A 12,471-nucleotide genomic window follows, 5' to 3' on the forward strand; every position below is an offset into this window, starting at 1 on the left:
ACACGCACGCTCGTCACGGGGAGTTCCAGCATGTCCCAGAGTCGTCCGCGCCTCGGCGCGGTTGCCGCCCTCGCGATGGCTGCCGTGCTGACGCTCACGGCCTGCCAGTCCGACGACCTCCCCGGAGCGTCCGCGCTCGGGGGTGACCCGAGTCCCTCGGCGTCGGAGTCCGTGCCCCCGCTGAAGCTGGTCTCGAGCATCGCCAAGGGGGCCAAGGACGTCCCGGTCGACCGGGAGCTGTCGGTCCGGGCCACGGGTGGCTCGATCGAGTCGGTCCAGGTGACCTCCCCGGCCGGCAAGGTCCCCGGCGAGGTGCAGGCCGACGGCACGCGCTGGGCCGCGTCCGGGCGGCTCGAGCCCGGCACGTCGTACACGATGACGACCGTCGCGGAGAGGTCCGACGGCACCCGGGTGACCCGCACCGCGAGGTTCAGCACCCAGGCGCTCACGCTCGACCAGCAGACCTATCCGTCGGTGGCGCCGCTGGCCGGCGAGACCGTCGGGGTCGGGATGCCGGTGATCGTCACGTTCGACCTCCCGGTGACCGACAAGGCGACCTTCGAGAAGCACATGGAGGTCACCTCGTCGCCGAGCCAGCCGGGGGCCTGGCACTGGATCAGCGACACCGAGGCGCACTGGCGCCCGAAGTCGTACTGGAAGGCCGGCACCGACGTGCACGTGGACGTCGACATCAACAGCGTGCCGGCCGGCAAGGGGATCTACGGCCAGGAGAGCCGCGAGCTCGACTTCCACGTCGGGGACGCGCACATCTACCGGGTCAACGCCCAGACCCACCAGATGAAGGTGTTCAGCAACGGCAAGCTGCTGCGCACCCTGCCGATCACCACCGGCAAGCCCGGCTTCACCACCCGCTCCGGCGTGAAGGTGATCATCGAGAAGTTCGACGTCAAGCGGATGAACTCCGAGACCGTCGGCATCCCCGCAGGCAGCGCCGACTCCTACGACATCGACGACGTCCAGTGGGCGATGCGGGTCACCTACTCCGGCGAGTTCATCCACGCTGCGCCGTGGTCGGTCGGCTCCCAGGGCTACGCCAACGTCTCCCACGGCTGCACGGGCATGAGCACCGCCAACGCCGCCTGGCTCTACGCCATGTCCCGGCGCGGCGACGTGGTCGAGTACACCGGCACCGACCGCCCGATGACCCTCACCAACGGCTACGGCGACTGGAACGAGTCGTTCCGGCAGTACCGCCAGGGCTCTGCCCTCTCCTGAGCTCGACCCGCCCGAAACTTCGCGACGGGTCAACGCCAACTGTCGACAAATGACGTTGACCCGCCCGAAAGTTTCGGGCGGGTCAACGTTTCTCCACAGGCTCGAGGGGAGCGGGTTCCGTGAACGGCGGGTGCCGGGCAGCCTCTCCGCATGTCTTCTACCCAGTTGCCCGTCGGTGAGGAGCTCGCCGCACTCGGCCGTGTTCTGGAACGGCCCGGTCCGTTCACGGCGCGCGACGCGTTGGACGACGGTGCGTCGTACCTGTGGCTGCGGCGGTGGTGCCGCGACGGCCTGCTCAAGCACCCGATTCGCGGTGTCTACCACGCGGCCGACCTCACCGACGACCTCAGCCTCCGGCTCGCGGTGCTTCGACTCGTCGTGCCGGCCGATTGCGTCGTGACCGATCGCACCGCCGGATGGGTGTGGGGCGCCAACATGATCCTTGCCCCGGGAGACCATCTCGTCACCCCGGCTGTGCACGTCTTCTGCCCTCCCGGCCATCGGCTGCGCAACGGACTGGTCGCCAGTGGCGAACGTCGACTGCCTCCGGAAGATGTCGCCGACCTCGACGGTGTGCGGGTGACGACCCCGCTTCGCACCGCCTGTGATCTCGGGCGGCTGTTGCACGTCGACCAGGCACTTGCCGCCATGGACAGCTTGGCAGCGCTGCGCTGCTTCACGCTGGACGAGCTCGCCCTGGCGACGTTGCGCTTCCGTCGCTACCGAGGTGTCGTGCAGCTGAGGGTCCTCGTGCCACTCGTCGACCCGATGGCCCAGTCGCCGGGGGAGAGCGTGCTGCGGCTGCGCTGGATCCAGGCCGGCATCCCCCGCCCCCGCTGCCAGGTCCCGGTCCGGGCTCCCGACGGCGGGCGGTACTACCTCGACCTGGGTCTCGAGGATCGCCTCTTTGGTGCCGAGTACGACGGGGAGGAGTTCCACGACGATGGCGCCGTCGAACATGACGCCGGTCGGCGTGACTGGTGCCGTCGGGAGCACGGCTGGATCATCCTCGTCTTCCGCAAGGCCAATGTGTACGGGCGGGACCAGGACGCTGACCGGATCCTGCGCCGCGCGTGGGCCGAGCTCACCAAATGACGTTGACCCGCCCGAAAGTTTCGGGCGGGTCAACGTTGCGAGGCTCAGTGCGAGCGCAGGTGCTCGTCCTCGACGAGGTGGTGGCCGTCGAACTGGTGGCCGTCGGCGGCGTGGCCCTCCACGGGTGCCTGGAGCTCGTGCTCGTGCTCCGCGTGGTGGTGGCCCTCCTCGAGCTCCGCCGGGGTCGGCTTCTGCACGTTGTCGGCGTACCACACCGTGCGCAGGCGGTGCCGCAGCGCCGCCAGCCGGCCGCCGGTCGGGGCCGGGATGCCGTTGGCGTCGACCTCGTCGACGTCGTGGCCGTCGAGCACCGGGTCGCGGTCACGCGCCGCCATCGAGTAGGCGCGCGACGCCGGCAGCGGCAGGTGCCGCTCGGTGTAGCCACCCTCGGCCGAGCGCATGATGATGCCGGTCTCGTAGCCGTGGAGGAGCGTGTCGTTGTCCTTGCGCTGCAGCGAGATGCACCAGCGCCGGGTGACCACGAAGGCGATCACCGGGCCCACGAACACCGCGACCCGCAGGAAGTACGTGATCTGGTTGATGCTCGCGTGCAGCTTGATCGCGATGATGTCGTTGCCGCCCGCGATCCAGAACAGCCCGTACATGGTCATCAGGGCGACCATCAGCGCGGTCCGGGTCGGCGCGTTGCGCGGCCGCTCCAGCAGGTGGTGGTCGCGCTTGTCCCCGGTGATCCACGCGTCCAGGAAGGGCAGCAGCAGCAGGATCGTGAACATCACGACCGGCAGGATCAGGATCGGCAGCATCACGTTCCAGCTGATCGTGATCCCCCAGATGTGGGTCTCAAGGCCGGGCATGATGCGCAGTGCGCCGTCCGGCCAGCCCATGTACCAGTCCGGCTGGGAGCCCGCGGTCACCTTCGACGGATCGTAGGGGCCGTACTTCCAGACCGGGTTGATCGTCAGCAACGCCCCCATCAGCGCGGTCACGCCGAAGACGATGAAGAAGAACCCGCCGGCCTTGGCGGCGTACACCGGGAGCATGGGGAAGCCCACGACGTTCTTCTCGGTGCGGCCGGGACCGGGCCACTGGGTGTGCTTGTGGTAGACGAGCAGCAGCATGTGGGCGCCGATGAGCGCGAGCAGCAGGCCCGGGATCAGCAGCACGTGCACGATGTAGAGCCGCGGGATGATCGACTCACCCGGGAACTCGCCGCCGAACATGAAGAACGACATGTAGGTCCCGACCACCGGAGTGGCCTTGACGAAGCCGTCGGCGGCCCGGATGCCGGTGCCCGAGAGCAGGTCGTCGGGCAGCGAGTAGCCGGTGAAGCCCTCGAGCGTGCCGAGGATCAGCAGCAGGCAGCCGATCACCCAGTTGAGCTCACGAGGCTTGCGGTAGGCGCCGGTGAACCACACGCGGAGCAGGTGCACCATCATCGAGGCGACGAACAGCATCGCGGCCCAGTGGTGCATCTGACGCATCAGCAGGCCGCCGCGCACGTCGAAGGACAGGCGCAGGCTGGAGGCGTAGGCCTCGGACATGTGGATGCCGCGCAGCTGGTCGTAGGAGCCGTTGTACTGGACCTCGCCCATGCTGGGCGTGAACCACAGCGTGAGGAACACGCCGGTGAGGAGCAGGACGACGAAGCTCCAGAGCGCGATCTCGCCGAGCATGAACGACCAGTGGTCGGGGAAGACCTTGCGCAGGTTCTTCTTCATGGCGGTGGCGAGGCCGAGGCGCTCGTCGGCCCAGCCCGCGACCGCGCCGGCCCGGTTGGGCTTCTGCGCAGTCGCCGCCGTGGTGGCGTTGGTCTTGGCGACCTTGGTGGTGTCCATGATCAGCCACGCTCCCAGAAGCTCGGTCCCACGGGTTCGTCGAATGCATCGCTCGCCACGAGGTAGCCCTCGTCGTCGACCTCGAGCGGCAGCTGCGGCAGCGGTCGGGCGGCCGGGCCGAAGACGACCTTCGCCGAGTCGGCGAGGTCGAAGGTCGACTGGTGGCACGGGCAGAGCAGGTGGTGCGTGGTCCGCTCGTACAGCGAGATCGGGCACCCCACGTGGGTGCAGATCTTGGAGTAGCAGACGATGCCGTCGACCGACCAGTTCTCCCGGCCCTTGCCGGGGGTGATCTCGTCGGGCTCCATCCGGACGACCACGACCGCGCCCTTGGACTTGCCGATCTGGAGCGCCACACCCTCGAGCGGCTCGCCGTCCGCGCCGCCGTTGAAGATGGCCTCGGGCTCGGCGTTCACGAGGTCGCCGATCTCGAGGTCGCCGGGCCGGATCGGGGTGCCCACGACGTCGCGGACGACGCGCATGCCCTTCTTCCACAGGGTGTGCTCGATGCCGGCGCCGGGGTAGTCCCCGGAGTTCTTGACCTGGTTGGGCGTCGGGCCGAGGTCACGGAGCAGCACGACCGCCGGCAGCCCGAGGAGGCCCACGGCGCCGAGCAGCGAGTTGCGCACCAGCGGGCGACGGCCGATGCCGGACTCCTCCAGGCCCGCGTTGAGCGCGGCGATGGTGGCCTCGCGGTCCTCGGTCGACGACGCGGCGGGGTGCCGGTCCTCGACGATCTCGTGGTCGGCCATCAGCTTGCGGGCCCACTGGATGATGCCGATGCCGAGGAACAGCAGCGCGCCGGCCAGCGACAGCCCGAGGAACAGGTTGGAGGCGCCGAGGCCGCCGACCACGTCGGGGTCGTCGCCGATGTCGAAGACGAAGTACGACACCAGCAGCAGGATCGTGCACAGCGCAGACAGCCCGAACAACGCGGCGACCTGCCGCTCGGCGCGCTTCTCGGCCTTGGGGTCGACGTCGGTCGGCCGCCACTGGTGCTCGGGGATCCCGGGGTTGGCGTAGAGGTCGTTGACCACCGCGTCGTCGGGCACGTTCACGAGCTCGTGGGCGTGGTCGTGGCTCTCGGTCACGCGTCCACCTTCTTCTTGGTCGAGCGGGTCGTGTGGGCGGCGATCCAGACGGCGGCACCCACCAGGGAGCCGATGCCGAGGACCCAGGCCGCCAGCCCCTCGGGGACCGGGCCGAGGCCACCGAGGCCGAACCCACCGTAGTCGGGCATGTCCTCGAGCGAGCCGAGGTAGGCGATCACGTCGCGCTTCTCGTCGGGGGAGAGGTTGCCGTTGGAGAAGTTCGGCATGTTCTGCGGACCGGTCAGCAGGGCCTCGTAGATGAACCGGGGCTCCACACCCCGGATCTGCGGGGCGTAGCCACCTCGCGGCATCGCGCCGCCGGAGCCCTCGAAGTTGTGGCAGGCGGTGCAGTTGGTCAGGAAGATCTGGCCGCCGTTGGTGATCGCCTGCTGGCGCTCCTCGTCGGAGAGCCCGTCGATGCTGTAGTCGCTCTCGTCGGGGATGGCCGGGCCGGGGCCGAGGGAGGCGACGTACGCCGCGAGCGCGGCGACCTCGTCCTCGCTGAACGTCTCGGGCTTGCGCGGGGCCTGGGCGCCCGGGCGGGCCATCGGCATCCGGCCGGTGCTCACCTGGAAGTCGACGGCCGCAGCACCCACGCCGACCAGCGAGGGGCCGAGCTGGGTCTGGTCGCCGTCACCCTCCTGGGTGCGCATGCCCTCGCCGTTCTGGCCGTGGCAGAACGAGCAGCTGACGAGGAACAGCTGACGGCCCTGGGCGATCTGCTCCTCGCTGGACGCGGCGGAGCCGGCCTGGGCGGGGGAGAAGACGGTGTACAGACCACCGGTCAGGAGCAGGCCCAGCAGCACCACGGCGAGGCCGGCCAGCGGTCCGCGACGGTGCCGGGAGAGGCGACCGGCGGAGCGATTCAGGAGACGCACGATTCAGTCCTTGCGATTGGTCGGTCTGCGGGTCGGGACTACTGGACGAGGTAGATGGTCGCGAACAGGCCGATCCACACCACGTCGACGAAGTGCCAGTAGTAGGAGACGACGATCGCGCTCACGGCCTGCTCGTGGGTGAACTTGCGCGCCACGAACGTGCGGCCGAGGACGAAGAGGAAGGCGATCAGGCCGCCGGTCACGTGGAGTCCGTGGAAGCCGGTGGTCAGGTAGAACATCGTGCCGTACGCCGAGTCCTGGATCGTGACGTTGTGGCGGACGAGCTCGGCGTACTCGGTGGCCTGGCCGCCGATGAAGACCGCGCCCATCAGGTAGGTCAGCACGAACCACTCGCGCAGGCCCCAGCCGGACACCTTGAAGATCGAGCCGGCGCGACCGACCTGCCCGCGCTCGGCGGCGAACACGCCGAGCTGGCAGGTGAGCGAGGACAGCACCAGGATCGTGGTGTTGACCGAGGCGAACGGCACGTTGAGGTGCTCGGTGTTCTGGGCCCACAGATCCGGGCTGACCGCCCGGATCGTGAAGTACGACGCGAACAGCGCCGCGAAGAACATCAGCTCGCTCGAGAGCCAGATGATCGTCCCCACGCTGACCATGCTCGGACGGTCGTGGTGCCCGTGCAGACGGGATGCCGGAATCGCGGTTGCAGTCGCCACGGGCGTCATTATGTCGTGACTCGGGCAGGAGGGCACCCCGGGGGGCCCGTGTCGCATGGTCCTAGAGTTCAGACCGTGCTCCAAGCCGCGGTCGGGACCCTCGTCGAGGCCACCGGCGACCTTCCCCGGTTCACTGCCTCCAGCCTCTTCAGCGAGTGGTCGCTCGAGCCAGTGTCGTTCGTCCTCACGGTGTGGGTCGCGGGGCTCTACGTCTACGGGACCCTGGTCCTGCGCCGGCGCGGCGACCACTGGCCGGTCGGGCGCACCCTGGCGTTCGTCGGGCTCGGGATGGGGTCGTTCCTGTTCGCCACCAGCTCGGGGCTCGCGGCGTACGACCTGACGCTGCTCAGCGTGCACATGGTCCAGCACATGGTGCTCTCGATGCTGGTGCCGATGGCGCTGGCACTCGGCGCGCCCGTGACGCTCGCCCTGCGCACGCTCCCGTCTCGCCCGCGGCGGTGGCTGCTGGTCGTCCTGCACTCCCGGGCGGCCAAGGTGCTGTCGTTCCCGCCGCTGACGTTCACGGTGTACGTCGTCTCGCCGTGGGCGCTCTACTTCTCCGGGTGGTACGCCGCGAGCCTGCACTCGGCGTACGTGCACGAGATGATGCACATCCACCTGGTGCTCGTGGGATCGCTCTTCTTCTGGCCGATCCTCGGCATCGACCCGGTGCCCGGGCGGGTTGGCTACCCGTTCCGGATGCTGCTGGTCGTGCTGACGCTGCCGTTCCACGCCTTCCTCGGCGTGACGATCATGGGCCAGGAGGAGCTGCTCGGCGGGTCCTGGTACCCCGACCTCCACAACGGCCCGATGGGCGCCTGGCTGCCCGATCCGGCCGACGACCAGCACCTCGCCGGCGGCATCCTGTGGGGCTCGGGCGACCTGATCGCGATCGTGCTGTTCGCCGCGCTGTTCACCCAGTGGGTGCGCTCGTCGATGAAGGAGGCGGCCCGCGAGGACCGGCGCCTGGACCTGCTGGAGGCGCGGGAGCGCGCCGCGGCCACGAACCCCGCGTCCCACGCAGCAGGCGCTTCCGGCGCGGAGGACGCTCCCTAGTAGCATCGCGGGCGTGACCGACTCGACCTTCCACCGGACCGCCCTGCGGGTGCTGGTCTACAGCGACGACGTGAACACCCGCCAGCAGGTCATCGTGGCGCTGGGGCGTCGGCCGCACCCCGACCTGCCGGAGCTCGAGTACGTCGAGGTCGCGACCGAGCCGGTCGTGATCCAGAACCTCGACGCCGGCGGCATCGACCTGGTGATCCTCGACGGCGAGGCGGTCCCCGCCGGCGGGATGGGCATCGCCAAGCAGCTCAAGGACGAGATCTACCAGTGCCCGCCGATCGTGGTGCTCACCGGCCGGCCCCAGGACGCCTGGCTCGCGACGTGGTCGCGCGCCGAGGCCGCCGTACCGCACCCGCTGGACCCGATCCAGCTGGCCGAGACCGTGGTCTCGCTGCTCCGTCCGCACGCACCCGCCCGCACGTGACCGACCGATGACGGCCTGGCCGGAGGTGCTCGGCGCGCTTGTCGCCGGGTCGGACCTCAGCGCCGCGCAGACGTCGTGGGCGATGGGGGAGATCCTCTCCGGTGAGGCGACCGGGGCGCAGATCGCGGGGTTCGCGGTCGCGCTGCGCGCCAAGGGCGAGACCGTCGAGGAGGTCACCGGCCTCGTCGAGAGCATGTACGGCCTGGCCACGCCGATCACGGTGCCCGGCCGGCTGCTCGACGTCGTCGGCACCGGCGGCGACCGGTCGATGTCGGTCAACATCTCCACGATGGCGGCGATCGTCGCCGCAGGCGCCGGTGCCCGGGTGGTCAAGCACGGCAACCGGTCCGCGTCCTCGCAGTCCGGCTCAGCCGACGTGCTCGAGAGCCTCGGCATCCGCCTCGACCTGCCGGCTGCCCGGGTCGCCGCGGTCGCGGAGGAGGCCGGCATCACGTTCTGCTTCGCCGCCGCCTTCCACCCGGCGATGCGGCACGCCGCGGTGCCGCGGCGCGAGCTCGGCATCGGCACCACGTTCAACTTCCTCGGCCCGCTGACCAACCCCGCGCGCGCCCAGGCCCAGGCGATCGGCTGCGCCGACCTGCGGATGGCGCCGGTGATGGCCGGCGTGTTCGCGGCCCGCGGCGTCGACGCCTGGGTGTTCCGCGGCGACGACGGGCTCGACGAGCTGACCACGACCACCACGTCGCGCCTGTGGTGGGTGCACGACGGCGAGGTCCGCGAGAGCGCGGTCGACGCCGCCGACCTGGGCTTCGCCCGGGCGACTCCCGACGCGCTGCGCGGCGGCGACGTCGCCCACAACGCCGAGGTCGTACGACGGCTGCTCGCCGGCGAGACCGGTCCGGTGCGCGACGCCGTGCTGCTCAACGCCGGCGCCGCTCTCGCGGTGTACGACGCTCCCGCCACCGCGCCCGACCAGGCGCTGGCCGCGGGGGTCGAGCGCGCCCGCGAGGCCCTCGACACCGGGGCAGCGGCCGCGGTGCTGGACCGCTGGGTCGTGGCGACCGCCGGCTGACGCCGCGGATCACACGTCGAGGACGTACTCCCGACCGTTGCTGCGGAACCCGACGTGGTCGTAGTAGGCGCCGATCATGTTCGGCGGCGTCACCACCTGGTGCACGCCCAGGGCGGTCAGCATGCCGCTGCGCCGCCAGACGAACTCGCCCGGGGTGAAGTCGCGGTAGCGCGGCGTGACGTAGTCGAGGCGGATCTGCGCGACGTCGCCCTCCAGTCGGAGCACCACCACGCCCACGGTCTCGTCGCCCTTCATCACGATGAACGCGCGGTCGTCACCATCACCGGGCTGCCAGGAGAAGTCCGGCTGGTAGCGCAGCATGTCCTCGCGGTGGACCCGCAGCACGTGGCGGAGGTAGTCGTCGTCGGGGCGGACCTCCAGCACGTCGAACGCCGCCTCGTCGTGCCGCTGGGCGCGCAGATTGACGATGAACCAGACGTTGATCGCGGTCAGCACGACGTTCATCGCCGCCATCGGCCACACGTCGATCATCGCGTTGAAGAAGATCAGCACGACGCAGGCGAGGGTGTTGAGGATGCGGAAGCGCAGCACCCGCGCCTGGAGCAGCGAGAAGACGAGCAGCGCGCTGCCGCCCCACCCGACCGCGTCGAGCCAGTGGTCCTGGACCCAGTCCACGCCCGGTCAGTCCAGACCGAGCGAGAACGCCGACTCGAGGTCGTGGCGGGAGTAGGTGCGGAACGCGATGTGGGTCTCGGTCGCGTTGACCCCGGCGACCTTGTTGAGGCGGTCGGCCACGACGGACGCGACGTCCTCGTGGTTGCGCACCCGCACCAACGCGATCAGGTCGATCTGACCGGTGACGGAGTAGACCTCGCTGACCCCGTCGAGGGCCGCGATCTCCTCGGCCACCTCGGGGATCCTGGCGACGTCGGCCTTCACGAAGACGATGGCGGTGATCACAGACGGACCTTACCGCCGGCCGAGGTGCGCCACGGCATCGCCGGGGCGCCTATCGCGCCGGCTGGTGGACGGTCGTCAGGGTGCGGCTGCGCTCCCCGAACGGCACCAGGGAGAGCCGGGACTGGTTGACCGCGTCGTGGATCGCGAGGTGGCGGGTCGCGCCGGCGACCGGACAGCTCCACTCGCCGTCGACGTCGATCAGGCGCACGCCGGGGGACTCGAGCCAGCGCAGGACCTTCTCGGTCTCCTCGGCGGTGGCGGCGGGCACCGGGCCCGGCGCGGTGGCCACGGTCTCGGCCGAGAGGCGCAGCGTCGCGACGTAGGAGTGGGCGTCGGCGCCGGGCGGGATCACGCCGGCGGCCGCGAGGCGGCCGTGGCGCACCACGTGCACCGCCCACCGGCCGTCGTCGTCGCGCCGGGCCGCCACCACCTCGGGACACCGGGTGAGCGCGGAGAGCCGCTGGGTGCGGGCCGCGGCCCGCACGAACGCCGCCAGCCGGTCGCGGTGGACGCCGGCCTCCTCGAAGCGCTCGTCGGCGGCCAGCGCCGCCATCTTGGCGTTGATGGTCTCGACCACCTCGTCGGGCCGCCGGAGCACGGAGTCGCGCAGCTGGCGGACGACGGCGGCGTACGCCGGCTCGTCGACGCTGCCGTCGCACGGGGCCAGGCACCGGTCCATCTCGGCGAGCACGCACGGCGCCCGCCCGCCGGAGCCGGAGGGGTCGCGGGGCAGCCGGTCGGAGCACTGCCGGACGGGGAACGTCTCGTGGAGCGCGGCCAGGCACTTCTCGGCGGTCTTCTTCGACGAGAACGGGCCGAGGTAGTCGGCGTCGTCATCGAGCACCCGGCGCACCAGCGAGAGCCGGGGCCAGGGCTCGCGGGTGAGCTTGATGAAGTGGACCTTCTCTGGGAACCGGGAGCGGCGGTTGTACTTCGGCTTGTGCTCGGCGATCAGCCGCAGCTCGCGGACCTCGGCCTCGAGCGCGGTCGCACACTCGATGCCGTCGACCGAGGCGGCGATGCCGACCATCTCGCCCATCCGCGATCGGGTCTCGGAGGCGGTGAAGTAGGAGCGGACCCGGGTGCGCAGGTCGCGGGAGGTGCCGACGTAGAGCACCCGGGAGCGGTCGTCGCGGAACAGGTAGACGCCCGGGGCGTGGGGGAGCGCCTCGGCGAGGTGGCGCTTGCGGCGCTGGGCGGAGCTGACCCGGGAGGAGAACGTCTGGAGCTCCTCGAGCGTGTGCACCCCGACGCCGCCGAGCCGCTCCATCAGCCCGTGCAGGACGTCCACGGTGGCCCGGGCGTCGGACAGGGCCCGGTGGTTGGGCGTGGTCGTGGAGTTGAACGCCTTGGCCAGCGAGGACAGCTTGCAGTTGGGCGCGTCGTCGCGGGTGACGACCCGGCGGGCGAGCCGGGCGGTGTCGAGCACCTCGAACCGCGGCCACGCACGCCCCTGCTGCTCGGCGAAGTGGCGCAGGAAGCCGACGTCGAACGGGGCGTTGTGGGCGACCAGGACGGTGCCGGCGGCGAACTCCAGGAACGCCGGGAGCGCGGACTCGATCGGCGGCGCGTCGACCACCATGGAGTTGCTGATGCCGGTGAGGACCGCGATGAACGCGGGGATCTCGGTGCGCGGGTTGACCAGCGTCTGGAACTCGCCGAGCACCTCGCCGCCGCGGACCTTGACCGCGCCGATCTCGGTGATCATCGAGCCGCCGTCGGGCGAGCCGCCGGTGGTCTCCAGGTCGACCACGCAGAACGTGATGTCGCGCAGCGGGCGGCCCAGCTCGTCGAAGCTGCGCTGCGACTCCCACCGGGAGGTCGCCTCTCGAACGCCGCTGGCCATGTCACTGACGCTAGATCCGGCCACCGACAATCCCGGGGAGACGCGCGGTTGCGAGGAATAGGCTGTGGTCTCGACGGGCACCGACCGCCGACCACAGATCACCGACCACCGAGGACCGAGAGGAGCGCGATGACCACCGGGATCCCCGACGCCGGTCACCGTTGGCGCTGCTCGGGCTGCGGCAACCTCACCCGATTCGACGTCACCCGGACCAGCCGGACGACGGAGTTCTGGCACTTCGACCTCGCGGGCGACCACCGGGTCGAGGAGACCCGGGTCCGCGACGAGTCGGTCGAGGCCGTGACCTGCCGCTGGTGCGGCCGGTCCGACGCGATCGAGGTCGTGCCCCGCCACCAGACCCAGCCCTCGGGGGAGCCGGCCGGCGTCGACACCGGGCCGAGCTGACGGG

Annotated in this window: 13 protein-coding genes; 6 read left to right on the plus strand and 7 right to left on the minus strand. The window is 70.8% G+C overall.

The features are described 5' to 3' along the window. Positions 1–30: 30 nt before the first annotated feature. Together QQZ14_RS24570 and QQZ14_RS24575 are read left to right on the plus strand one after the other, a co-directional pair. Complete coding sequence (locus QQZ14_RS24570) at positions 31–1,236, plus strand: L,D-transpeptidase (protein WP_284537071.1); 1,206 nt, start codon at positions 31–33, stop codon at positions 1,234–1,236. 165 nt (positions 1,237–1,401) lie between these two features. Continuing rightward, positions 1,402–2,331: a hypothetical protein gene (locus tag QQZ14_RS24575; RefSeq protein WP_284537072.1), complete on the plus strand. Its 930-nt coding sequence runs from the start codon at positions 1,402–1,404 to the stop codon at positions 2,329–2,331. 44 nt (positions 2,332–2,375) lie between these two features. Here the strand turns inward: QQZ14_RS24575 and qcrB are convergent, their stop codons facing one another. The 4 genes from qcrB to ctaE are packed head-to-tail and all read right to left on the minus strand — an operon-like array spanning position 2,376 to position 6,830. Next, positions 2,376–4,130 (minus strand): cytochrome bc1 complex cytochrome b subunit, encoded by a 1,755-nt coding sequence (qcrB, locus tag QQZ14_RS24580; protein ID WP_446740524.1) that lies wholly within the window; start codon positions 4,128–4,130, stop codon positions 2,376–2,378. After that, entirely contained in the window at positions 4,130–5,218 is a 1,089-nt protein-coding gene (qcrA, locus tag QQZ14_RS24585; protein WP_284537074.1) for a cytochrome bc1 complex Rieske iron-sulfur subunit, read from the minus strand. Before qcrA ends, qcrB begins: the two co-directional genes overlap by 1 nt. Beyond that, positions 5,215–6,096, minus strand: a complete 882-nt coding sequence (gene qcrC / locus QQZ14_RS24590; RefSeq protein WP_446740521.1) for a cytochrome bc1 complex diheme cytochrome c subunit — start codon at positions 6,094–6,096, stop codon at positions 5,215–5,217. Before qcrC ends, qcrA begins: the two co-directional genes overlap by 4 nt. 38 nt (positions 6,097–6,134) lie before the next feature. After that, a complete protein-coding gene (ctaE, locus tag QQZ14_RS24595) occupies positions 6,135–6,830 on the minus strand; it encodes an aa3-type cytochrome oxidase subunit III (RefSeq protein WP_446740522.1) in 696 nt (231 codons plus the stop codon). Between the two features lie 18 nt (positions 6,831–6,848). On the opposite strand from ctaE, the gene QQZ14_RS24600 reads away from it, so the two are divergent. The 3 genes from QQZ14_RS24600 to trpD are packed head-to-tail and all read left to right on the plus strand — an operon-like array spanning position 6,849 to position 9,295. Then, on the plus strand, positions 6,849–7,829 hold the full coding sequence (locus tag QQZ14_RS24600) for a cytochrome c oxidase assembly protein (protein ID WP_284537076.1): 981 nt from the start codon (positions 6,849–6,851) through the stop codon (positions 7,827–7,829). Positions 7,830–7,842: 13 nt separating this feature from the next. Continuing rightward, positions 7,843–8,262 carry an Rv3143 family two-component system response regulator gene (locus tag QQZ14_RS24605; protein WP_284537077.1) on the plus strand — a complete coding sequence of 140 codons (420 nt, stop codon included), beginning with the start codon at positions 7,843–7,845 and terminating at the stop codon, positions 8,260–8,262. 7 nt (positions 8,263–8,269) lie between these two features. Beyond that, positions 8,270–9,295, plus strand: a complete 1,026-nt coding sequence (trpD, locus tag QQZ14_RS24610; RefSeq protein ID WP_284537078.1) for an anthranilate phosphoribosyltransferase — start codon at positions 8,270–8,272, stop codon at positions 9,293–9,295. Between the two features lie 9 nt (positions 9,296–9,304). Here trpD and QQZ14_RS24615 read toward each other — a convergent pair whose 3' ends face one another. The 3 genes from QQZ14_RS24615 to QQZ14_RS24625 are packed head-to-tail and all read right to left on the minus strand — an operon-like array spanning position 9,305 to position 12,062. Beyond that, positions 9,305–9,931: a hypothetical protein gene (locus QQZ14_RS24615; protein ID WP_284537079.1), complete on the minus strand. Its 627-nt coding sequence runs from the start codon at positions 9,929–9,931 to the stop codon at positions 9,305–9,307. A gap of 6 nt (positions 9,932–9,937) precedes the next feature. Further along, on the minus strand, positions 9,938–10,216 hold the full coding sequence (locus QQZ14_RS24620; protein ID WP_284537080.1) for an Lrp/AsnC family transcriptional regulator: 279 nt from the start codon (positions 10,214–10,216) through the stop codon (positions 9,938–9,940). Positions 10,217–10,265: 49 nt separating this feature from the next. After that, positions 10,266–12,062: a DEDD exonuclease domain-containing protein gene (locus QQZ14_RS24625; RefSeq protein WP_284537081.1), complete on the minus strand. Its 1,797-nt coding sequence runs from the start codon at positions 12,060–12,062 to the stop codon at positions 10,266–10,268. 129 nt (positions 12,063–12,191) lie between these two features. On the opposite strand from QQZ14_RS24625, the gene QQZ14_RS24630 reads away from it, so the two are divergent. Continuing rightward, the gene (locus QQZ14_RS24630; protein WP_284537082.1) at positions 12,192–12,467 is read left to right on the plus strand and encodes a hypothetical protein; all 276 of its coding nucleotides are present in this window, start codon (positions 12,192–12,194) and stop codon (positions 12,465–12,467) included. The last annotated feature ends 4 nt before the right edge of the window (positions 12,468–12,471 follow it).

Source organism: Nocardioides sp. T2.26MG-1 (assembly GCF_950101795.1).
GTDB lineage: Bacteria > Actinomycetota > Actinomycetes > Propionibacteriales > Nocardioidaceae > Nocardioides.